This window comes from Streptomyces violascens (assembly GCF_014649955.1).
Taxonomy (GTDB): Bacteria; Actinomycetota; Actinomycetes; order Streptomycetales; family Streptomycetaceae; genus Streptomyces; species Streptomyces violascens.
Window position 1 is genome coordinate 1 of sequence record NZ_BMUA01000012.1, and the last position, 21,992, is coordinate 21,992.

At 69.4% G+C, this 21,992-nt stretch carries 21 protein-coding genes; 9 read left to right on the plus strand and 12 right to left on the minus strand.

All coding sequences use genetic code 11. From position 1 onward, the window contains the following. The first annotated feature begins 108 nt into the window (after nt 1-108). Entirely contained in the window at nt 109-657 is a 549-nt protein-coding gene (locus tag IE206_RS22880; protein WP_189964969.1) for a GNAT family N-acetyltransferase, read from the plus strand. 9 nt (nt 658-666) lie between these two features. Here IE206_RS22880 and IE206_RS22885 read toward each other — a convergent pair whose 3' ends face one another. From IE206_RS22885 to IE206_RS22910, 6 genes are all read right to left on the minus strand, one after another. Continuing rightward, nucleotides 667-2,292: a type IV secretory system conjugative DNA transfer family protein gene (locus IE206_RS22885; RefSeq protein ID WP_189964971.1), complete on the minus strand. Its 1,626-nt coding sequence runs from the start codon at nt 2,290-2,292 to the stop codon at nt 667-669. 1 nt (nt 2,293) lies between these two features. After that, complete coding sequence (locus IE206_RS22890) at nt 2,294-3,706, minus strand: ATP-binding protein (protein WP_189964973.1); 1,413 nt, start codon at nt 3,704-3,706, stop codon at nt 2,294-2,296. 19 nt (nt 3,707-3,725) lie between these two features. After that, the gene (locus tag IE206_RS22895) at nt 3,726-5,273 is read right to left on the minus strand and encodes an SCO6880 family protein (RefSeq protein ID WP_189964975.1); all 1,548 of its coding nucleotides are present in this window, start codon (nt 5,271-5,273) and stop codon (nt 3,726-3,728) included. Beyond that, nucleotides 5,270-6,604, minus strand: a complete 1,335-nt coding sequence (locus tag IE206_RS22900; protein WP_189964977.1) for a hypothetical protein — start codon at nt 6,602-6,604, stop codon at nt 5,270-5,272. The genes IE206_RS22895 and IE206_RS22900 overlap by 4 nt, the downstream gene beginning before the upstream one ends. Continuing rightward, nucleotides 6,594-7,457: a hypothetical protein gene (locus tag IE206_RS22905; protein ID WP_189964979.1), complete on the minus strand. Its 864-nt coding sequence runs from the start codon at nt 7,455-7,457 to the stop codon at nt 6,594-6,596. Before IE206_RS22905 ends, IE206_RS22900 begins: the two co-directional genes overlap by 11 nt. Nucleotides 7,458-7,631: 174 nt before the next feature. Continuing rightward, the gene (locus IE206_RS22910; protein WP_053729027.1) at nt 7,632-7,940 is read right to left on the minus strand and encodes a DUF8827 family protein; all 309 of its coding nucleotides are present in this window, start codon (nt 7,938-7,940) and stop codon (nt 7,632-7,634) included. A 418-nt stretch (nt 7,941-8,358) separates the two neighbouring features. Here IE206_RS22910 and IE206_RS22915 point away from each other — a divergent pair, with 418 nt between their 5' ends. From IE206_RS22915 to IE206_RS22930, 4 genes are all read left to right on the plus strand, one after another. Further along, complete coding sequence (locus IE206_RS22915; RefSeq protein ID WP_226598969.1) at nt 8,359-9,306, plus strand: trypsin-like serine peptidase; 948 nt, start codon at nt 8,359-8,361, stop codon at nt 9,304-9,306. Nucleotides 9,307-9,362: 56 nt separating this feature from the next. Beyond that, nucleotides 9,363-11,078 carry a serine/threonine-protein kinase gene (locus tag IE206_RS22920; protein ID WP_189964981.1) on the plus strand — a complete coding sequence of 572 codons (1,716 nt, stop codon included), beginning with the start codon at nt 9,363-9,365 and terminating at the stop codon, nt 11,076-11,078. A 73-nt stretch (nt 11,079-11,151) separates the two neighbouring features. Continuing rightward, on the plus strand, nt 11,152-12,144 hold the full coding sequence (locus tag IE206_RS22925; protein ID WP_189965324.1) for a C40 family peptidase: 993 nt from the start codon (nt 11,152-11,154) through the stop codon (nt 12,142-12,144). Nucleotides 12,145-12,346: 202 nt separating this feature from the next. After that, on the plus strand, nt 12,347-13,051 hold the full coding sequence (locus tag IE206_RS22930; RefSeq protein WP_189964984.1) for a phosphatase PAP2 family protein: 705 nt from the start codon (nt 12,347-12,349) through the stop codon (nt 13,049-13,051). Nucleotides 13,052-13,063: 12 nt separating this feature from the next. Here the strand turns inward: IE206_RS22930 and IE206_RS22935 are convergent, their stop codons facing one another. Further along, nucleotides 13,064-14,608, minus strand: coding sequence for an FAD-binding oxidoreductase (locus IE206_RS22935; RefSeq protein WP_189964986.1), 1,545 nt, complete (start codon nt 14,606-14,608; stop codon nt 13,064-13,066). Between the two features lie 176 nt (nt 14,609-14,784). Continuing rightward, complete coding sequence (locus IE206_RS22940) at nt 14,785-14,973, minus strand: hypothetical protein (RefSeq protein WP_189965326.1); 189 nt, start codon at nt 14,971-14,973, stop codon at nt 14,785-14,787. A 53-nt stretch (nt 14,974-15,026) separates the two neighbouring features. On the opposite strand from IE206_RS22940, the gene IE206_RS22945 reads away from it, so the two are divergent. Both IE206_RS22945 and IE206_RS22950 read left to right on the plus strand, forming a co-directional pair. Further along, nucleotides 15,027-15,821 (plus strand): SCO4651 family lipoprotein, encoded by a 795-nt coding sequence (locus tag IE206_RS22945; RefSeq protein ID WP_189964988.1) that lies wholly within the window; start codon nt 15,027-15,029, stop codon nt 15,819-15,821. Between the two features lie 139 nt (nt 15,822-15,960). Beyond that, entirely contained in the window at nt 15,961-16,140 is a 180-nt protein-coding gene (locus IE206_RS22950) for a hypothetical protein (protein WP_189964990.1), read from the plus strand. A 90-nt stretch (nt 16,141-16,230) separates the two neighbouring features. Here IE206_RS22950 and IE206_RS22955 read toward each other — a convergent pair whose 3' ends face one another. Next, complete coding sequence (locus IE206_RS22955) at nt 16,231-16,575, minus strand: metal-sensitive transcriptional regulator (RefSeq protein WP_053729023.1); 345 nt, start codon at nt 16,573-16,575, stop codon at nt 16,231-16,233. A gap of 221 nt (nt 16,576-16,796) precedes the next feature. Between IE206_RS22955 and IE206_RS22960 the strand changes: the two genes are divergently transcribed. Together IE206_RS22960 and IE206_RS22965 are read left to right on the plus strand one after the other, a co-directional pair. Beyond that, complete coding sequence (locus tag IE206_RS22960; protein ID WP_053729022.1) at nt 16,797-17,417, plus strand: DUF47 domain-containing protein; 621 nt, start codon at nt 16,797-16,799, stop codon at nt 17,415-17,417. A gap of 7 nt (nt 17,418-17,424) precedes the next feature. After that, nucleotides 17,425-18,423 carry an inorganic phosphate transporter gene (locus IE206_RS22965; RefSeq protein ID WP_189964992.1) on the plus strand — a complete coding sequence of 333 codons (999 nt, stop codon included), beginning with the start codon at nt 17,425-17,427 and terminating at the stop codon, nt 18,421-18,423. 523 nt (nt 18,424-18,946) lie between these two features. Here the strand turns inward: IE206_RS22965 and pstB are convergent. From pstB to pstC, 3 genes are all read right to left on the minus strand, one after another. Next, nucleotides 18,947-19,723, minus strand: a complete 777-nt coding sequence (gene pstB, locus IE206_RS22970; RefSeq protein ID WP_189964994.1) for a phosphate ABC transporter ATP-binding protein PstB — start codon at nt 19,721-19,723, stop codon at nt 18,947-18,949. 77 nt (nt 19,724-19,800) lie between these two features. After that, nucleotides 19,801-20,877 (minus strand): phosphate ABC transporter permease PstA, encoded by a 1,077-nt coding sequence (gene pstA, locus IE206_RS22975; RefSeq protein WP_189964996.1) that lies wholly within the window; start codon nt 20,875-20,877, stop codon nt 19,801-19,803. 58 nt (nt 20,878-20,935) lie between these two features. Then, a complete protein-coding gene (gene pstC, locus IE206_RS22980; protein ID WP_189964998.1) occupies nt 20,936-21,934 on the minus strand; it encodes a phosphate ABC transporter permease subunit PstC in 999 nt (332 codons plus the stop codon). Nucleotides 21,935-21,992 lie beyond the last annotated feature (58 nt).

The following is a 21,992-nucleotide window of genomic DNA, read 5'->3' on the forward strand; positions in this document are numbered from 1 at the left end:
TGTGGGAGAGTAGGACGCCGCCGAACAAATTGTGGGGAAAGCCCCGCACCAGGTCCGTGTCAACGGATCACGGTGCGGGGCTTTTTCGCGTTGTGGCAGTATCGGTTCATGGAACATGTCATACGGCCCATCCGTGCCGACGAATGGCGCAAGTCCAAGGAACTTCGGCTGGCTGCGCTTGCTGATCCCGCTGCCCCCGTGGCCTTCCTGGACACGCTGGAGAACGCGTCCACGCAGCCCGATTCGCACTGGCAGGAGCGGGCGAAGGGGGCCTCGCAGGGTAATTCCGCCCGGCATTTCATCGCCGAGGGGCCCGATGGTGCATGGGCCGGCGGCGTTGTGGTGCTGATCGAGGCCGAGGGCAGCGACGACATCTTCGGGGATCGGATTGCTTCGGCGCAGGCGCATCTCGTGGGCGTATTCGTGCGGCCCGAGCACCGGGGGATCGGGCTGACCGAGCGGCTTTTCGCTGCCGCGATGGAATGGGCCTGGACGCTGGACGAGCCGCGCGTGAACCGGATCCGGCTCTTCGTGCACGAGAACAACCCGCGTGCCCGGGGCTTCTACCGGAAGATCGGCTTCGTACCGACCGGGGTCACCTCGCTGCTGTCCGGCGACGGCTGCCTCGACCTTGAGATGGCGGTCGAGCGGCCGTAGCCGTACGCCCTACGTCAGCGCCTCGGTCCAGCGGGCTCGCGCCTGTTCGGGGGAGCGGAGCAGGACCAGGGGCGGCATGCCCTGGTCCTGACCGGTCGACAGCAGCTCCGGAAGCCGGGGAAGCGGAGCCACGGCCGCGACGTCGTCCAGGACGATCGTCATTGGTGGGTCGAGGCGACCGTCAGATGACCGTTCGGCCATGCGGCGGCCGCGCTCGACCACGTCTGAGGCGAGTGCTGTGAGCAGGGGCATCGCGGCGGGACGGGACCGGGGGTCCTCGATCGCTTCACCCACCACATAAAGGGTGCCCCCCTCGTTCACAAATGATTCCAGGGCGAGCGAATCTGCCCGGTTTGGTGTGCAGGCGTCGCGGATGTGGATCGAAGAGAGACAGGCGAGGGCTCGGGCCGTCAACTGCTGCGCGATTTCCCGGCGTTCGGGGTAGGCGGTGAGGGCCGACTCCAGGAGTCCCGCGCCGCCGCTCTGCGCCTTGGGGTGGGTGCGGAGGATGCGTACGGCGTCCTGGATCGCTGTGCCCTGGGCCCAGCGATGCAGCTGCTTCATGGCCTTCCCGTCGCGGCTCTCCAGGGCGGCGGCGTGCAGCCAGCAGCGCAGGAGGGTTTCCGCGGTGTCTGCCATGGCGGCGTCCATGCGGGCCTGGGGGCGTACGGGGGCGAGCAGTGCGGTTGCCCTCGCGGCTGCTGTGTCCGGGTCTTCGCAGCCGGCCGTGGGGGACCAGTGGAGTCTGGCGGGGGTGTCGCAGCGGTGCGTTGGGTCGTAGATGTGTACGGGGCCGAGCTTTGCCCGGGCGTCCTTTGTTTCTGCCCACAGGGTGGGGTCTGAGGTGACGATCAGGGCTGCGCCCTCTGCGTCTTGGATTGCCTGCAGGGCTCTGGGTCTTCTTGCTTCGGGGGCGCCGTAGAGCAGGCGGGGGTTCGCTTCCACCCGGGGGGTGGGGATCTGTTCCAGCGGGGTGGGGTGAGCGGGGTGTTCGTACCCGGGTCGGCCGGCCGCACCCAACCCCGCGCCACCGACCGGCCCCGGGTGGGGGGCGATGAGCGGGGTTCCGGCGGGCTGGGTCCGTTGTGCCCACCCTTCCCCAAGGTCTCGGCTTCGCTCGACCGGGGGAGACTCCAAGCGCCCTGCGGAACGATTGTCCACAACGGGAGCGGGCGGGGTGGCGGAAGCGCTGTCCACAGCTTGGGGAGAAGGGGGCTCCGGGGCCGTGCTCACGGCCGTGCCCCGCCCAGCCGCCTCCCTCGCTCTCGCTCGTACTCCCCGCCACCGCGTGAACGTCCCCAGCGCGAAGATCGTCAGGACGAGCAGGATCATCAGCTCGCCGATCAGCAGGCCCCAGAACAGGCCATAGCCCGAGAGGGAGTTCGGCGGGGTGTCAGGCCAGGCGGCCGGCAGGTCGTGGGGGGACGTGGCCAGGGAGCGCAGGGCCATGGGGCTCTGGGTGAACGATACGGCGGGGGGCCACGCCCCGTGGGTGAAGAGGCCCCCCAGGCCCGTGGCCGTCCATACCAGGACCGTCAGGCCCAGGAGGAAGGCCAGCAGGCCCACCAGGAGTCCGTCCGGGATGCCGCGCTGGTCGCCGCGCTCGCCGCCTCTCGGGGTGCCCGTTCCGCTCACCTCACGCCACCGTGCCCTCGGCGGACAGGTGTTGTTCCATCAGTGCTGCCCGGCGTTCTGTTTCCGATTCGAGCTGGGAGTCCAGTTCCGAGGCCAGGATGTCGTCCGTTGCCGCGGATTCCGTCATCGCGCGGTCCGTGAAGACCAAGGGGCGTTCGCGTTCGGTGATCAGGTGTTTCACCACCTGGACGTTGCCGTTTACGTCCCATACCGCGATGCCTGGGGTGAGGGTCGGGATGATCTCCACCGCCCAGCGGGGCAGGCCCAGGACCCTGCCCGTTGCCCTTGCCTCGTCTGCCTTTTGCGCGTAGATGGTGCGGGTCGAGGCCATTTTGAGGATCGCTGCCGCTTCCCTCGCCGCCGCTCCGTCCACCACGTCGCTCAGGTGGTGGACCACCGCCACGAACGACAGGCCCAGGCGGCGGCCGAACTTCAGCAGGCGCTGGAAGAGCTGGGCCACGAACGGGCTGTTGATGATGTGCCACGCCTCCTCGACCAGGAAGATGCGCTTCTTCCGGTCGGGGCGGATCCAGGTGTGCTCCAGCCAGACGCCCACGATGGCCATCAGGATCGGCATCGCGATCGAATTTCGATCGATGTGGGAGAGGTCGAACACGATCAGGGGGGCGTCCAGGTCGATGCCCACCGTCGTCGGGCCGTCGAACATGCCGCGCAGGTCGCCGTCCACCAGGCGGTCGAGGACCAGCGCGACGTCCAGGCCCCAGGCCCGTACGTCATCTATGTCGACGTTCATCGCCTCGGCCGACTCGGGCTCGGGGTGGCGGAGTTGCTCGACGATGTCGGTCAGGACGGGCTGGCGGTCCGTGATCGTGGTGTTGACGTACGCGTGCGCCACCTTGAGAGCGAAACCCGATCGTTCGTCCAGGCCGTGTCCCATCGCAACTTCGATGATCGTTCGAAGGAGCGCGAGCTGGCCTGTCGTCGTGATCGCCGGGTCCAGCGGGTTGAGCCGGATGCCGCCGTCCATCGCGGTCATCGGGTCCAGCCGGATGGGAGTTATCCCCAGCTCGCGTGCGATGAGGTTCCACTCGCCCACGCCGTCCTCGCCCTGCGCGTCGAGGACCACCACCTGGCGGTCGCGGAACCTCAACTGCCGTAGCACGTACGTCTTTTCAAGGGCCGACTTGCCGTTGCCCGACTCGCCGAGCACCAGCCAGTGCGGGGCCGGGAGCTGCTGTCCGTACAGCTGGAAGGGGTCGTAGATGTAGCCCTTGCCGCTGTACACCTCGCGCCCGATGATCACGCCGGAATCGCCGAGGCCGGGGGCCGCGGTCGGCAGGTAGACGGCCTGGGCCTGGCCCGTGGAGGTGCGGACGGGCAGCCGGGTGGTCTCCACCTTGCCGAAGAGCAGGGCGGTGAAGGCGTCGGTGATGAGAGACAGCGGATCTCGCATGGCGGGTACTGCCTCTCAACTAGCGGCGGATTCCGGTCGCGAACGGCAAGGTGTTGACGAAGGCGCGGTGGTGCTCGCGGTCGCACCACTCCAGCTTCAGGTACGACTTGCCGGCGGAGGCTCTGATGGTCCGCTTGTCGCGGGCCAGCGCCTCCGGGGAACGCGAGGACACCGTGATGTAACCGACCAGGTTGACGCCCGCGGCGCCGCTCGCGAGGTCCTCGCCGCGCTGGTCGAGGCGGCCGTGGGCGGCGATGTCGCGGGGGTCGACGGTGCGGTTCATCTTGGCCGCGCGGGACGCCTCGGCCTCGTCGTTGGTCTTTTCCGTGAGCATTCGCTCAATCGCAACTTCGGTCGGTTCGAGGTCCATGCAGACGGCGACCGTACGGATCACATCCGGGGTGTGGACGAGCAGAGGGGCCAGGAAGTTGACGCCGACCGGGGTCATCGGCCATTCCTTCACCCAGGCGGTGGCGTGGCACCAGGGCGCCCGCGTCGAGGACTCGCGGGTCTTGGCCTGGAGGTACGTCGGCTCGACGGCGTCCAGCTCGGCCGGCCAGGCGTTGCGCTTGGTCATGGCCTGGATGTGGTCGATGGGGTGGTCGGGGTCGTACATGGAGTGCACGAGCGAGGCGAGCCGGCTCTGGCCGAGCGGCTGGCGTACGCGGATGTCCGCCTCGGCCAACCGGGCGCAGATGTCGGTCAGTTCGCGGGCCATGACGACGGCGAGGCCCGCGTCCCGGTCGAGCTTGCGGCCGTGCGGGTTCGCGGCTCGGGCCATCGCGTGGGCCTCGGCGGCGAGCTCGCGGCTGTACTGCATGCACGCGACGAGGTAGGCGCGGTGCTGCTCGCTGGAGGTGGACACCATCGACTGGAGCTGCTCGTAGGACTCCTGGAGCCAGTCGGGGGACTTGGTGTCGCCGCGCTGGGCGACGTCCTTGGCGTGCGCGTCGGGGTCGGCGGGCAGGGTGCGGGCCAGCATCTGAAGCCTCGTCACGAAGCCGTCGCCGTTGGCGACATGCTTGAGCAGCGTGCCGAAGCGGTCGACCAGGGCCTCCTGGTCCTCGCTGTCACGCAGGCCGACGCCGGGGCCCTCGATCTCGATCGCGGCGGTCACCGTGCGCCGGTCCGCGTGCAGCAGGACGGCGATCTCGTCCGGCCCGAAGGGAGCCGCGAGCCAGCTGATGTGACCGATGCCGGGCGGCGGCCCGACCTCGACCTCGCGCCCGTCGAGGCCCACGCCCGCCTCGGCCGCGCCCGAGCGGTAGGTGGTGCCGCGCCGGAGCGAGCGCTTGTAACTGCGGTTGATTTCGAACCACTTGTAGAACGTGCGGTGCTTGTACGGGAGGTACACCGCGGCGAGCGCCAGGAACGGGAAGCCCATCAGGAGCACGATCCGCAGGGACAGGACGGGGACGAGCAGCCCGCACATCATGCCGAGGAACGCGCCGCCGATGATCAGTACGATCTCGCCGGTCTCGCGGTTCTTGCCGACGACGGCCGACGGCCGGGCGCGGCCGATCAGATACGTACGGCGGGGCGCGACCGGCTGGGACTGGGTCGTCAACGCCCTCCACCTCCAGTGTTCTTGTTACGGGTGTGCGGCGTGCCGGACGTCGGCGCGGAGCCGCGGCGTGGTGGAGGTGCGGCGGAGGGGACAGTTCCGCCGCCGGCTCCACCGCCGGAGCCCCGGCTGCTGTGGGCGGCCACGCCACCGGACATGGGGTTGGCGGGGCGGGCCTGGGCGGCGCCGCCCCCCTGGTTGCCCCGGCCGCTGTGGGTCTTGATGCCCTGCGAGACGAGGGCGGCGGGCGAGGAGATGAGCGCGGCGGCCTGCGATCCGTCGGTGGCCTGCTTGCGGTTCGTACGGGCCGAGGCGATCTCGTCGCCGAAACCGGGCACGAAGCGGTAGATCATCGCGGAGGCGAAGATCGCAAGCAGGATGATCGCCAGGCCCGAGACGACGGCCGAGAACGAGTCGGGGCCCTTTCCGGAGGAGAGCGCTCCGGCCAGGCCGAGCACGATCACGATGACCGGTTTCACCATGATCACGGCGATCATGATGCCCGCCCAGCGGCGCACGTGGCCCCACATGTTCTTGTCGACGAGCCCCGCGTACACCACGGTGCCGAGCAGCGCGCCGACGTACAACAGGGCCGCGCGGATGACCAGTTCGAGGAACAGCACGCCCGCGGCGAGGATCGAGACCAGGGCGACGACGATCAGCATGATCGGGCCGCCCCCGATGTCCGTGCCCTTCTTGAGCGCGGCCGAGAACGAGCCGAAGAACACGTCCGACTGGTTGCCGGTCGCGTTCGCGATCGCTTCTGTCACGGCGTCCGTCGCCGATACGACGGTGTAGAGGATCAGCGGGGTGAACGCGGAGGCGAGCACGGTCAGCCACAGGAAGCCGACGGCTTCCGAGATCGCGGTGGACAGCGGCACCCCGCGGATCGCTCGCTTGGCCACGGCGAGCAGCCACAGGACGAGGGTGAGGAAGGTGGCGGCGGCGAAGACGACGGCGTACTGGGTGCGGAAGTTGCCGTTGGTGAAGTCCACGGTGGCCGTGTTCTTCACGGCGTCGGAGAGCTTGCCGACGATCCAGGCGGCGGCGTCGGCACAGCCCTTGGCCAGGGAGGTCAGGGGGTCGGCGGCCCCCGCCGTGTCCGGGGTGGTGGTCTTGGACCCGCCCTTGGCGCTGCCGTTCTCGCAGTACTCCTTGGCGAGGCCGACGATGAGGTCACAGGGGTTGTTGCTACTGCTCGGGCTGGGGCTCGGGCTGCCGCTCGGGGGCGGGGTCGGGCTGGGTGCCGCCCATGCGCCCGAGGCGAACAGCACCACCGAGGGCGGCAGGACCGCGAGCAGGGAGTATGACAGCGCACGCCGGCTACCGGGCATAGGTGAAGCCTCCGTATCCCTGAACAGCCTTGGCGATCTCGTCGGCAGTGGAGGCGCGGTTGTCACCGCTGACGGGGGTCGGGCCCTCCGTCTGCGACGAGGACTCGATCTTCCAGTCCCCGCCGACCCACTTGAGCGTCTCGGTGATGGTGAACCAGGTCTGGGTCACGGGCTTGGTGGACCCGGCGCCGGCCAGGCCGACGAGGCCGGTGCACCAGACTTCGACGTTTGTGGAGGCACCGCCCTGCTGGGTCACCTTCGTGCCGACCGGCACCGTGCGCGAGACGAAGGTGAGCCCGGAGGGCGCGGAGCCGTCGTTGTTCAGGCCGACGTTCTTGAAGAAGCTCGGGGTGTATGCCTGGTCCAGCTTGCCGAGCAGTCCGTCCACCACGGCGGGGTCATGGGTGGCCCGCACGATGTCGCCGCGGGGGCCGGACTTGAACATGCCCTCCGAACCCAGCGCCACCGCATAATTCGCCGCAGCCGACTGCGCCCCCTGCTCCGTCTGCGGGAAGCCGGATGCGATGCCAGACTGCTTGCCGTCCACCGGCTTCGTGCCCGTCGCCGCCGTCGACTGCGCGTCCGGCTTCTTCGCGTTCCCCGCGCCCGACGTCGAGCCGGAATCGCCGCCCCGGTTCGCGAAGGCGATCGCGGCGACCAGCAGGACCACGACGCCCACGACCATCACCAGGGAGCGGTTGTTGCGCGGGGGGCGGCGGGCGCCGCCGTAGCTGTCGCCGGTGCCTTCGGGCAGGCGGGTGCGGGTCTGGCGGGTGCCGCCGAGCGTGCTGAAGCGGTCGTCGGCGGGGCCGGGATCGCCCCCGCCGTGGCCCGGCTCGTCGTCGAAACTCATGCCTGCGCCCCCTCGACCGTGTGCGGTTCCGCGTAGTACGACGGTAGCCGTGCTGGTTCCCGCGCGGGCGCGGTGTGGTGACTCGACATCAGGGAGACGCAACCTCTGCCGTTGGGCACGACGGACGGGTGGTGTGAGGGGGAAGGGAAAGGGAGTTGGTCGACCGACTCGGGGTCAGACGGCCATTCCGTACACGATGGTGAAGAGCGTGCCCAGCGAGCCGATGATGAATACTCCGGTCAGGCCGGCCACGATCAGGCCCTTGCCCTGTTCGGCGCTGAAGGTGTCGCGCAGCGCCGTCGCTCCGATCCTCTGTTTGGCCGCGCCCCATACCGCGATGCCGAGGCAGAGGAGGATGGCGACCGCCATCACCACCTCCACCATGATGCGGGCCTCGTTGCCGAGTGTCCCGAACGGCCCCCAGTTGGGGGCGATTCCGCCGATGATGGTGGTGATGTCGCCTTTTCCGGCTGCCAGGTACATGTAACTCACCGCCCCTGTCGGGTAGTTCGAAGCCCCTGCCCCACGGCATGGGTCAGCCTCTATCTTCGCTGATGAAACCGCCGTAGTAGGACGCCTTGGCGCCTCTCTTTGCGCGACCCCGCACGGCAGTGCCGGTCGCACCGCCCTGACCTGCGATGAACCGATGTCCTCCACAACACGTATGGTCACTCTGTGTATCACGCACCGTGACTCCCGGCAATGGCTGTCGTTGTTGCACCTATGGGCCGCTTGTCGTGCCGGGCAGGCTTCGGCGCAGGTGCGCGGGCGACGGGGGCGGCTCGGGGCCGGTTCAAAGAAACTTCTCAGAAAAGGTTCATGGTCGTTCGCAGTCGAACCCGCCAGAGTCACAGTGTTCGCCGTCCGCAAGCAGGCCCGCCGACCACCAGGAGACGCACGTATGAAGCGCACTGGCATCTCCGGGATGAAGTTCGCTACCACCATGCGCGGAAAGTTCGGCGCGCTGACGGCCGTGGCGGTGCTCATGGTCATGCCGACGTACGGGGACCACGACGCGGCGGCGAAGAACCTGACCGAGGCGGCGCCGGCCACGGCGGCCAACGCGCGGGTGGGCGCGATATTCAAGGGGGACCTCGACGGCGGGCACTTCTGCACCGCCTCCGTCGTGCACAGCTCCGGCCGCGACCTCATCGTCACCGCCGCGCACTGCCTGCCCGCGGACGAATCGGAGGGCGGCAAGGCGGTGTTCGTGCCGGCCTACCGGGACGGGGCGGCGCCGTACGGGAGTTGGCCGGTCGAGTCGGTGTACGCGGACGACAGCTGGAACGAGGACGGCGACCAGGACAGCGACGTAGCCTTCGCGGTGCTCGGGCCCGGCACGGACGGCGGCAAGAAGGTCGAGGACGCGGTGGGTGCCGCCCAGCTGTTCGCCGGCCGGGCGACCGGGCAGGCCGTGACCATCACCGGCTACCCGGGCGACGCCGAGGAACCGCAGGTCTGCACGAACACGTCCGTCGCGTACGGCGACACCCAGCAGCGCATCGACTGCCCCGACTTCCCGGGCGGCACCAGCGGCAGCCCGTGGGTAGTCGAGGGCGGTGCGGTCGCGGGGGTGATCGGCGGGTACGAGTTCGGCGGCGACGACCCCGACGTCTCGTACAGCATCGTCTTCGGCCAGCACACCAAGTCGCTGTACAAGCTCGCGGAGGCGGCGGGCGACCCCAAGCCCGCGGCGGCGACCTCGACTGCCGTCAGCCCGCAACCTGCCGCGGCCGGCGAGTCGGTGACGCCGGATCAGCTACTTACCCAGTCCCAGTCCCAGTCCCAGTCCCAGACACCGACTCAGGCGACGAATCGGCCCATCACGTGCGCCTGCGTACTTCCTTGATCACGACCTGGTCACCCGGGATTTGACCGCGCACCGTCACATGACAGGGTTGGGCGGTGGATGCGCTCAGGCCTCGGCAGGATCCGGAACGGATCGGTACGTACGCGTTGCTCGCACGCCTCGGGGCGGGCGGGATGGGGATGGTCTACCTCGGGCGCTCGCCCGGCGGGCGACTCGTCGCGATCAAGGTGATCAAGGACGAGATCACCGACCACCCGGAGGCTCTGACCCGCTTCCGGCGCGAGGCGGAGACCGTGCGGGCGGTGCGCAGCGCGTACACCGCGAACCTGATCGACGCGTCGCTGTCCGCGCCGCCGTACTGGCTGGCGACCGAGTACGTCGCCGGGCCGACGCTCTCCCACGCGGTGCGCGAGCGGGGCGCGTTCCCCGCGGACACGTGCCGCCGACTGTTCGCGGCGCTGGCGGAGGGCCTGGCGAGCGTCCACGGGTACGGGGTCACCCACCGCGACCTCAAGCCCCAGAACGTCATCCTGTCGCCCCAGGGGCCGCAGTTGATCGACTTCGGGATTGCGAAGGGGGCGGGGGATACGGCTTTGACGCAGACCGGGTACGCCTCGGGCACCCCGGGTTTCACGGCTCCCGAAGTGCTGATGAGCAATCAGGTCGGTTCGGCGGCCGACGTGTTCGCTCTGGGGGCGACGATCGCGTTCGCGGCCACCGGGCGGGCGCCATTCGGTGCGGGCGCGATGGACGCCGTGTCGTACCGGGCCGCACATGGGGAGATCGACGTGGAAGGCGTCGAGCCCGGCCTCGCGGCGCTGATCCGAGCGTGCGTGGCCAAGGACCCGGCGGCCAGGCCCGGGGCGGCCGAGGTGATCGAGGCGTGCGGGGTGAACTCGGCTCTGGTGGAGGACCCGTTCTACCGGCCGCTGGTGAGTCTCGGGGACGCGGTACCGGCGTATGCGATGCAGGCTGCCCCCGCGCTGCTGCACGACCTCCCCACGGCGGCGGCAGGAGGGCCCGCGAACCCTGCGACGTATGTGCCGACGACGCTCGCCACCCCCGACAAGCGCCGCACCACCCCGTGGCTCGCGGCGGCCGCGGCCGGTCTGGTGCTAGGCCTGGTCGGGGCGGGCCTCGTGTGGTGGCTGCCGGGCGACAACGGGGGTGACGGCGGGGCGAAGGCCGGAGGGACGTCCTCGGCCAAGCCGGCGACGTCCGCGTCCGCCTCCCCGGGGCCCATGCCCAGCGCCGATCCGTCCGGCGGTGACGCGAAGCCGGTCGGCACGCCCGGGTACATCGAGCAGACCAACCCCTCGCGGGACTACTGGAGCGCGCAGTCGAAGACCTGCGGGTTGCCCGCCGAGGAGCGGCTGGGCCCGAACCTCTCGACGTACGAGGTGAGCGAACTCGGGAGTGCCGAGCACAAGGAGGTGCTCCACGGGAAGCTCAAGGTCGGCTTCATGCTGAAGCCGTACGCGCAGGGCGAGGTGAAGGCGCCCTACTACGTGTCCATCGTCGTGAAGCCTCCGCACGCCATCGATCCGGACACCGGCGCTCCCAGCGCGGGCGTGCTTCAGCAAAACCTCGACCTCGGCTATGCGAGCAAGCCCGTCGACATGTTCGCCAAGGGGCTCGGTCAGTGGGTGGAGTTCACGTATCCGGACGACTTCACCGAGACGGTGATGGGCAAGCCGTATCCGGCCATCGACGTGAGCAAGGACCCCGGGGACTGGACGCTGCTTGTCGAGCACGTGCAGGCTCCGAAGCAGTACGCGTCCATCGTGTGCGCGGGTTTCAGGGTGGGCTGATCCGAGCCACTCGGGCAAAACGACGGTGAATGCGCCTTGGATGGGGGAGGGTTGAGGCGTGCGCAAGGTCTTGTTGGTCGGCGGGATCGGGCTCGGGGTGTGCCTGAGCTTCGTCGCGCTGCTCGTCGTCGGCACGTATTCGGCCGCCGCCGGTCTTGCTTCGGCGGGGGGCGGAGCGGTCGGACTGGCCAAGGGGGCGGTACCGGCGCTCTACCAGCCGATCGTCCAGAAGTGGGGCAACCTCTGCCCGGCCATCAACCCGGCTCTGCTCGCGGCCCAGCTGTACCAGGAGAGCGGCTGGGACCCGAAGGTGGTCAGCCCCGCCGACGCCCGGGGAATCGCGCAGTTCATCCCCGACACGTGGGCGACCCACGGCATCGACGGCAATGGGGACGGCAAGCGGGACATCTGGGATCCGGCGGATGCCATTCCGTCAGCAGCCTCGTACGACTGCGAATTGGCCAAATACGTCAAGGACGTGCCCGGGGACACCACCGACAACATGCTCGCCGCGTACAACGCCGGGGCCTACCGGGTCATCCAGTCGAGCGGTGTCCCGAACATCAAGGAGACCCAGGGCTACGTAAAAACCATCCGCTCCCTCGAAAAGAGCTTCGCCGCCCCCGTTGGCCGGGTGCAGCCCTCGCAGCAGGCTGCTGGGGCCATCTACTACGCGCAGCAGAAGCTCGGGACTCCCTACCTCTGGGGTGGGGAGGGGACGCCCGAGCAAGGGGGGCGGTTCGACTGCTCGGGGCTTACCCAGGCCGCGTACCAGACCGTCGGGATCACACTGCCCCGCGTCGCCAACGACCAGTACAACGCCGGTCCGCACCCCGCCCGGAACGAGCTGCTCCCCGGGGACCTGGTGTTCTTCTCGACCGACCTCAGCAACTCGCGGGCCATCCATCACGTGGGGTTGTACGTCGGCGGGGGGTACATGATCAACGCGCCCTACACCGGTGCCGTCATCCGCTTCGACAAGATCGACGCGCCCGACTACTTCGGTGCGACCCGGGTCACCAAGGACGGCGCCGCGGCCCTGCCCAGCTTCAAACCGGCGGCTTGAACAAGCTCCCCCCGTGGCTGGAACTCTCCGTGAAGCCAAGGCCCTGAGCTGCGACGATGAGTCACTCTTCGATAACGTCGACGTGATCATTCAGTGGAGAGTGGAACGCGGCGGGCGAACAGGGCGTTCCCTGGACAGTGACTGATGTACGTACTGACCACGGGGGTTGGTAGCAGGACGGAACAAGGCAAGGGGCCGCAGCATGGCTGGACTCGCATTCGACGGAGCGAATCCCGATGTCAGCCTGCTCTACGACATCAACGGACTCGCCAAGGACGCCCCGTCCTGGCTCGATCGCGCGATGGCGTTCGTCGGGGAGTACGGGATTCTGCTCGGCCTCGTGCTCGTCGTGCTGTGGTGCTGGTGGAGCGTGCGGCGCGGGGAGGACCGGCAGTCGGCGGTCGTGTCCGTGGCCGGGATCGTGTGGGCGCCGTTGGCCGCCGGGATCGCCGTGCTCGTCAACATCCCCATCCGCGGCTTCGTGGAACGGCCGAGGCCCTTCCTCGACCACAAGGGCCTGGACGTGCTGGTCGACGGCAAGAGCGACTTCTCGTTCGTGAGCGACCACGCCACCCTTGCGATGGCCATCGGCGCCGGACTCTTCGTCGCCAACCGGAAGTTCGGCCTCATCGCGCTCGGCCTCGCCCTGCTCGAAGGGTTCTGCCGGGTCTACATGGGCGTGCACTACCCGACCGACGTCGTGGGCGGCTTCGCGCTCGGCACCGCCGTCGCGCTGCTGCTCGCCCCGCTCGCCCAGATGCTGCTCACCCCCGTCGTCGCGGCCGTCGCCCGCTCGCCGCGGCTCGGCCGCCTGGTCCACTCGCGCAAAGCGCTGACCGTGGTTCCGGCCGCGGCCGGCGGTGCGGTCGAGTACCCGGAGTCCGAGGAGCGCGACCTCGCCGCCTGAGCCGGCGCCCCGTCAGAGTGCTTGGGGGAAGTCGAACATCCTGGTCGGGTCGTACTGCTTCTTCAGCCGGGCCAGGCGCGGTGCGGCCGAGCCGTAGTAGGCCGTACGCCAGTCGGTGAGCTGCGGGTCCGGATAGTTCTGGTACGCCGCGCCCGATGCGTACGGGCGCATCGCGCCGTGCGTGCGGATCAGCCAGGACTGCTGGGTCGCGCCCGGAGTGCCCGCCTGCCATGAGGCGATGTACTGGGCGAGCACCCGCGAGGTGCGGTGCACGAAGGCGGTGGCGTCCGGGGCGACCCGGTTGACGGCGCCGCCGAGCGCGGTGAGCACGATGGTGCCCGCGCCCCCGTTGTCGGCGGCCGCGATTCGGGTGAACTCCTCGGAACCGCTGAGGAGTTGACGCACTCCCGCCTGCGGGAGCGCCTTCGTGTAGAAGTCGGACTTCGCGGCGTAGGTCTCGCGCTGGAGCACTCCCTGGGGATTGCGGCCCGGGGTCCCGCCGGGCAGATGGCACTGGGCCTGGCTGAAGGTGGAGCAGCCCGCGTACAGCAGCATCGCGTCCTGGAAGCCGGTGCGGCGCAGGGTCACCGAGGCCGCGGGGGCGCCGGCGCGGTCGGCGAGGCGGTCCAGGGCGTTCTGGAGATCGCCGTACGAACCGATCGAGAACGCGGCGATGTTGATGGTCGGGTTGCCGCCGCCGGCCGCGCTCGCCAGGTGCGCGGCGGACCAGATCTCGTCCGCCTGGTCCGGGCCCCACTCCTGCCACGCCTCGACCACCGCCCGCGCCTGCCGCCAGGGCCAGGTCAGATAGGCGGTCACGGCCTGCGGGGCCTGGTGCGTACGGAAGGTGAAGCCGGTGACCACGCCGAAGTTGCCGTTGCCCGCGCCGCGCAGGGCCCAGAACAGATCAGGGTTCTCCTTCGCGCTCGCCGTCAGTTTTCGGCCATCCGCGGTGACGAGGCGGACGGAGGTCAGGCTGTCGCAGGTCAGCCCGTACGCGCGGGCCGTCACGCCGTGGCCGCCGCCCAGCGTCAGGCCCGAGACGGCGACGGTGGGGCACGAGCCGCCGGGGATCGCGCGGCCGGTCCTGGCGAGGTCGGTGTAGACGTCGATCAGCCGAGCGCCCGCGCCGATCGTGCCGTCGGCGGCCACGCCGTTCAGCCGCGATACGTCGATGACCAGGCGGCCCGTGCCCGATGACCACCCGGCGTAGTCGTGGCCCCCGCTGCGGACGGAGACCGGGGTGCGGTGGGCCCGGGCGTAGGCGAGGCATTCCTGTACGTCCGCCTCGTGGGCGACGTACGCCACGGCGTCGGGCCTCTGGGGGTCGTAGCGGGTGTTGTAGAGCTGGCGGGCCGCGGCGTAGTCGGCGTCCTCGGGGCGGACGAGTTTGCCCTGCAGGGAGTGGGCGAGGGAGGTCAGGTCCGCCGGGGCGGGGGGCGTTGACGTGCTGGGTGAGGTGGTGCGGGGCGGGGTGGGCCTGGGGCGGGCGGTGCCTTCGCAGGCGGAGGCGGCGAACGCGGTGGCGGCGGTGGTGAGGAGGGTGCGGCGGCGCATTCGGGGCTCCCGGGGGCGTGTGGGGCACTCCGCTTGCTCCTTCCCCGCCCCGCCCCTTCCCTAGACCCTCCGGGAGGAATCGTTCTGCTGCGGCCCGGTGGTCGTTCCCTGGGGCTGCGCCCCAGACCCCACCGGTCCGCAGTGAAGTGATCGGGCATCCGCGGGGAGGGGCCCGGTCAGTCGGCGGATGGGGTGCAGGTCTGCGGGGTGTGGGATTCGGCGTCCGTCCTGGCTCTGTCGCGGCTTCGGCGGGCCGGGCCCGTCCAGCCGCAGGAGCAGCGGGCGATCGCGAAGCTGCCGCGTTCCGTGATGGTGGTCTGGTGGGGCACCTCACCACCGTACTGCGGGCGTGACGGGGGCCGTATCGGAGTCGTTAGGAGTACGGGCTAGGCCAGTGGGCGTTGGGGGTTTGGCGGCGATGGTGGTGCAACGGCACGGAGCCGGACGAGCGGGTGCGATCGTGGTCGCCGCGCTGGTGGGCGGGGCGATCGCGAGTACGGCCGGATGCGGCGGCGGGAACAGCGCGGAGGTCGCGAGCGGGAGCACCGCCGATCCGGCGGCCCTGGTGCGCACCGCGGCCGACCGTCTTGTGGCGGCGGGCAGTTCGAAGGCCACCACCTCCATGGAGATGGCCACCGGAGGCACCCGGGTCGCGATCCGCGGCCAAGGGACGTACGACTTCCGGCACAGAACCGGGCAGTTGACGGTCGTGCTGCCCGGAGACGTAGCGGGGGAGGACGGCCACCGGCCGATCACCGAGCTCCTCGCGCCCGGCGCGCTCTACATGAAGAACCGGGGAGCCGGGGTGCCCGCCGACAAGTGGGTGCGGGTCGAGACCGCCACGCTCGCCGACGGCAACCTCGTCACGGGTGGCGTCACCGACCCGTACGCGGCGGCCGAGCTGCTGCGCGGCGCGCAGGGAGTGACGTACGTCGGCGAAGAGGAACTCGCCGGGGTGAAGGTGCGGCACTACCGGGGAAGTGCCGAATTGCCCGCGAAGGTGGCGAAAGGGTTCTCCAGGGGGGCGGTTCCGTTCGACGCGTACCTCGACGAAGCGGGGCGGCTGTGCAAGGTGCGCCAGCAGTTCAGCTACGTCAACCAGGGCCGGCCCGTGGCGGTGGCGTCGACGACGCTGCTGTACGCGTTCGGGTCGGCCGTGAGCGTACGGCTGCCGGACGCTCGGGACATCTTCGACGGGAAGATCCAGCCGTAAGTCAGCCAGAAATGGCCCCCTCAGGTGGGCCTGTGGTGGCGGAAATGGTCCGTCCGTGCCATGCGCGGTCCGTGTCCCTCTCCCTACGCTGGGAAGCCGACGATGGCGAGAAGAGCGGGAAGAGGTCGAGGAAGAGGTGATGTGCGTGGCTGCGCTTCGCGGTGCGACTGTCCAGGACCACGTGGCCCTCGTCGAGATCGAGCTGTGCGGTGAACTGATGATCGCGGCGTCCGCCGCGGAGGGGGACCGGCTCAGCCCGGACCTCATCGACGAGGTGCTGAACGTGGGGCAGCCCGGGCCGCCCCCGGAACGTAACTAGTTCTGTTTCTCGTCGGGGTGGCAGAGGGCGCGGCCGGTCCGGTGCCGCCGCGCCTTCCTCAGCCGCCTGCGTCCCTGCGTCACGCCTGCGTCACGTGCGCATCATGCGGGCGATGGCCTTGGTGGCTTCCTCGACCTTGGCGTCGATCTCGTCGCCGCCCTTCACCGCCGCGTCCGCCACGCAGTGCCGCAGGTGCTCCTCCAGGAGCTGGAGCGCGAAGGACTGCAGGGCCTTCGTGGACGCGGAGACCTGGGTGAGTATGTCGATGCAGTAGACGTCCTCGTCGACCATCCGCTGCAGACCGCGGATCTGGCCCTCGATCCGGCGCAGCCGCTTGAGGTGCTCGTCCTTCTGCTTGTGGTAGCCGTGCACGCCGTGGTCGTGATCGGTCACAGGGGTCTCGACCGGGGGGCCGGCTGCCTCGGTGGTCGTCATCGCGTCCTCCCGTTGTCTGCCATGTGCCTGGTGGCCTGCCGTATGCGGCAAGGGGTTTCATACCCCTCATGGGTATATGGTAACGAATTTCCGGATCCCCGAAGGGGGCCCGTGCTGATCACTGTGCCTGATGGGCGACACTGAAGAACGCCGGTTAGCCGTGGCCGGATGATGCGCCTAGCATCAGCCTGACCGAATCCCAAGCACTCCGAGGACCCCACGTGCGCTTTCGTCTGACCCCCAGGGAGACGAGCTTCTACGACATGTTCTCCGCATCCGCGGACAACATCGTCACGGGCTCGAAGCTCCTCATGGAACTGCTCGGAGCGGATTCCGCGTCCCGGGCCGAGATCGCGGAGCGCATGCGGGCAGCGGAGCACGCGGGGGACGATGCCACCCACGCGATCTTCCACCAGCTGAACTCCTCCTTCATCACGCCGTTCGACCGCGAGGACATCTACAACCTCGCCTCGTGCCTCGACGACATCATGGACTTCATGGAGGAGGCCGTCGACCTGGTCGTCCTCTACAACGTCGAGGAACTGCCCAAGGGCGTCGAGCAGCAGATCGAGGTCCTCAACCGGGCGGCCGTGCTGACCGCCGAGGCCATGCCGAACCTGCGGACGATGTCCAATCTGACCGAGTACTGGATCGAGGTCAACCGTCTGGAGAACCAGGCCGACCAGATCCACCGCAAGCTGCTCGCCCACCTCTTCAACGGCAAGTACGACGCCATCGAAGTGCTGAAGCTGAAGCAGATCGTGGACGTGCTCGAAGAGGCGGCGGACGCGTTCGAGCACGTGGCGAACACGGTGGAGACCATCGCCGTCAAGGAGTCCTGACCCGGTCATGGACACCTTTGCATTGATCGTGACCATTGGGGTCGCGCTCGGATTCACGTATACGAACGGCTTTCACGACTCGGCGAACGCCATCGCCACGTCGGTGTCCACGCGGGCACTGACGCCGCGGGCGGCGCTCGCGATGGCCGCCGTCATGAACCTCGCCGGTGCCTTCCTCGGCAGCGGCGTCGCCAAGACCGTGAGCAAGGGGCTCATCTCCACGCCCGAGGGCAACAAGGGGATGGGGATCCTGTTCGCGGCGCTGGTCGGCGCGATCATCTGGAACCTGGTCACCTGGTACTTCGGGCTTCCCTCGTCCTCCTCGCACGCCCTGTTCGGCGGCATGGTCGGGGCGGCGCTCGCGGGCGGCATCACGGTGTACTGGTCCGGGGTGCTCGACAAGATCGTCATTCCGATGTTCGTCTCGCCGGTGGTCGGCCTGGTCGTCGGCTACCTCGTGATGTGCGCGATCCTGTGGATGTTCCGCAAGGCCAACCCGCACAAGGCCAAGCGCGGATTCCGCATCGCGCAGACCGTGTCGGCGGCCGGTATGGCGCTCGGCCACGGCCTCCAGGACGCGCAGAAGACCATGGGCATCGTGGTGATGGCGCTGACCATCGCCAACGTTCAGTCCGCGGGTGACGAGATCCCGATCTGGGTCAAGATCGCGTGTGCGGCGATGCTGTCGCTCGGTACGTACGCGGGTGGCTGGCGGATCATGCGGACGCTGGGGCGGAAGATCATCGAGCTGGATCCGCCGCAGGGGTTTGCCGCGGAGGCGACGGGTGCCTCGATCATGTTCGGGTCCTCGTTCCTGTTCCAGGCGCCCATCTCCACCACGCATGTGATCACCTCGGCGATCATGGGCGTGGGGGCGACCAAGCGGGTCAACGCGGTGCGGTGGGGGGTCGCGAAGAACATCATCCTGGGGTGGTTCATTACGATGCCGGCCGCGGCGGGGGTCGCTGCGCTGAGCTATCTGGTGGTGCGGCTCCTCTTCGGGTAGCCCCGGTGGGGCGGGGCGAGCTCCTTGGGGCTGCGCCCCCAGACCCCGGGGCGTTTGCCGCGCCCCAGACCCCCTGCGGGGACTTCGTCCCCTGCACCCCTCTCGGGGGCTCCGCCCCAACCCCAATGTCGGCTGCGGACCGTGCGTGGCTGGTCGCTCCCCCGAGTTCTCGGCTTCGCTCGAACAGGGGGGACCCCCATCGCGGCGGAGCCGCAAAGTGTTACAGCCCCGCGCCCCTGGCAGCGTCGTGCCGGCCCGCATCGGAGCATTTCGGCCCGTCCGGCGATTGAGGACGAGCGCCCTTCAGGCGCGAGCGGGGGCTGGGGCAGAGCCCCAGGAAACCCGGCTTCAGCTCTTCCCACCCCCGGCGGGTTTCGGGGAGGGGTGGGGTGGGGCGGCTCCGGGGTCTGGGGCGGAGCCCCAGGTGGTCGTACGTAAATGGGCCCGCCCCGGGTTTCCCGGGGCGGGCCCATCGTCTTGCGGTGGCACCGCCATGCAGCACCGCAGACGCTCTGGGGCGGGCCTAGCCGAAGCGGCCCGAGATGTAGTCCTCCGTGGCCTGCACGGACGGGTTGGAGAAGATCCGCTCCGTCTCGTCGATCTCGATCAGCTTGCCCGGCTGACCGACCGCCGCGAGGTTGAAGAACGCCGTACGGTCCGAGACCCGCGCCGCCTGCTGCATGTTGTGCGTCACGATCACGATCGTGAAGCGCCCCTTGAGCTCCCCGATCAGGTCCTCGATCGCGAGGGTGGAGATGGGGTCGAGGGCCGAGCACGGCTCGTCCATGAGCAGAACGTCCGGTTCGACCGCGATCGCGCGGGCTATGCACAGGCGCTGCTGCTGGCCGCCGGAGAGGCCCGAACCCGGCTTGTTCAGGCGGTCCTTGACCTCGTTCCAGAGGTTCGCGCCCTTGAGGGACTTCTCCACCACGTCGGCCAGTTCGCTCTTCTTGAACTTGCCGTTCAGGCGCAGGCCCGCCGCCACGTTGTCGAAGATCGACATCGTCGGGAACGGGTTCGGGCGCTGGAACACCATGCCGACCGTACGGCGGACCGCCACCGGGTCGACCGCGGAGCCGTACAGGTTCTCGTCGTCCAGGAGCACCTTGCCCTCGACGCGGCCGCCCGGGGTGACCTCGTGCATGCGGTTCAAGGTGCGCAGGAACGTGGACTTGCCGCAGCCGGACGGGCCGATGAAGGCCGTCACCGAGCGCGGCTCGACCGTCATCGAGATGTCGTCGATCGCCTTGTGGGCGCCGTAGTAGGCGGAGAGGCCCGATACGTCGATTCGCTTGGCCATAACAATCACTGCTTCTTTCGAGCGTGCGAGAGGGGTCGCTGAGGTTGGCCCCGCGCGGCGGAGCCGCACATGTCGCCTTAGCGACCGGTCTTCGGGGCCTTCCAGCGGGCGATGCCGCGAGCCACCAGATTCAGGATCATGACGAAGGCGATCAGGACCAGGGCGGCCGCCCACGCGCGGTCGTACGACGCGTCGCTGCCGACCCGGTACTGCTCCCAGATGTAGAAGGGGAGCGAGGACTGAGCACCGTCGAACGGGTTCGTGTTGATCAGCTGGTTGCCGAAGACGAGCAGCATGATCGGGGCGGTCTCGCCGGCGATGCGGGCGATCGCGAGCATGAAGCCGGTGGTGATGCCGCCGATCGCGGTCGGGATGACCACCTTCAGGATGGTGCGCCACTTCGGTACGCCGAGGGCGAGGGAGGCCTCGCGCAGCTCGTTCGGGACGAGCTTGAGCATCTCCTCCGTGGAGCGGACCACGACCGGCATCATCAGGATCGACAGGGCGAGCGAGCCCATGAAGCCCGAGGGCTGAAGGTCGAACATCAGCATCAGGGTCAGGATGAACAGGCCCGCGACGATCGACGGGATGCCCGTCATGACGTCGACGAAGAAGGTCACGGCCTTGGCGAGCGCGCCCTTGCCGTACTCCACCAGGTAGACCGCGGTCAGCAGGCCGAGCGGCGCGGAGATCAGGGTGGCGATGCCGATCTGCTCCAGGGTGCCGATCAGCGCGTGGTAGATGCCGCCGCCCTGCTCGAAGGCGGGCACGCCGGCCATCGAGTGGGTCAGGAAGTATCCGTTGAGGACCTTGGTGCCGCGGCTGATCGTCGTCCACAGGAGCGAGAGCAGCGGGATCACGGCGAGGATGAAGCAGACCCAGACCAGGGAGGTCGCCACCCGGTCCTTGGCCTGCCGCTTGTTCTCGACGGCCGTGGTGACCGCGTACGAGATGAGGACGAACAGCAGGGCCGCGATCAGGCCCCACTGGACCTTGCTCTGCAGGTCGAAGGCGAGGCCGATGCCGACGGCGAGGGCGATCGCGGCGACCGCGAAGCCGGCTCCGGCCCAGCGGGGCAGGGAGCGGTGGCTGAGGCTGCCCCTGCCGGGGGCCGGGGTGGCCGGCCGGGCGTCCTGAACGGCTACGTTGCTCATGCCGGGCTCCCTTCGGGGGCTCGTCCTGCGGGGTGGAGGTCGGGGGAGAGCACCGGGCTCATGCGTTGGCCCCCGAGTACTCCTTGCGGCGGGCGATGATCATGCGGGCGGCGCCGTTGACCAGCAGGGTGAGGACGAAGAGGACCAGGCCGGAGGCGATCAGGGCGTCGCGGCCGAGCTGGTTGGCCTCGTCGAACTTCGCGGCGATGTTCTGCGCGAAGGTGCCGCCGCCCGGGTTGAGCAGGTGCAGCGACAGGACGTAGCTCGGGGAGAGGACCGTGGCGACGGCCATCGTCTCGCCGAGCGCGCGGCCCAGGCCCAGCATCGAGGCGGAGATCACGCCCGAGCGGCCGAAGGGCAGCACCGAGAGGCGGATGACTTCCCAGCGGGTCGCGCCGAGGGCCAGGGCGGCCTCCTCGTTCATGCGCGGGACCTGGAGGAAGACCTCGCGGCTGACGCTGGTCACGATCGGCAGGATCATGATCGCGAGCAGGATGCCGACGGTGAAGATGGAGCGGGCGACGCCGACCTCGGTCTTCTCGAAGAGGACGGTCCAGCCCAGGTACGAGTCGAGCCACTCGTTGAGGCCGCCGAGGTAGGGCACCAGGAACAGGGCGCCCCAGATGCCGTAGACGATCGACGGCACGGCGGCGAGCAGATCGACGACGTACGCCAGCGGTGCGGCCAGCTTGCGCGGCGCGTAGTGCGAGATGAACAGGGCGATGCCGACGGCGATCGGAACCGCGATGGCCATCGCGATGACCGAGCTGACGACGGTGCCGAAGAGCAGGACCGCGATGCCGAACGCGGGCGGGCTGCCGGCCGGGTTCCAGTCGAAGGTGGTCAGGAAGTTGCCCTGATCCTCGGAGATCGCGATGCCGGCCCGGATGCTCAGGAAGATGGCGATGGCCGCCATGACGACGAGCAGGAAGATGCCCGAGCCCCGGGAGAGCCCGAGGAAGATCTTGTCGCCCGCGCGGCCGGTGGACTGGTTGCGGCGCGCTGCCGGGGCGGGAGCGGGTGGCGGAGGTGTGTCCGTTGCTATGGAAGAAGCCATGATCTTTCCGGTCTGTGGGCGGGGACCGGACGGGTCCCCTGGCGGCGGTGCACCGGAT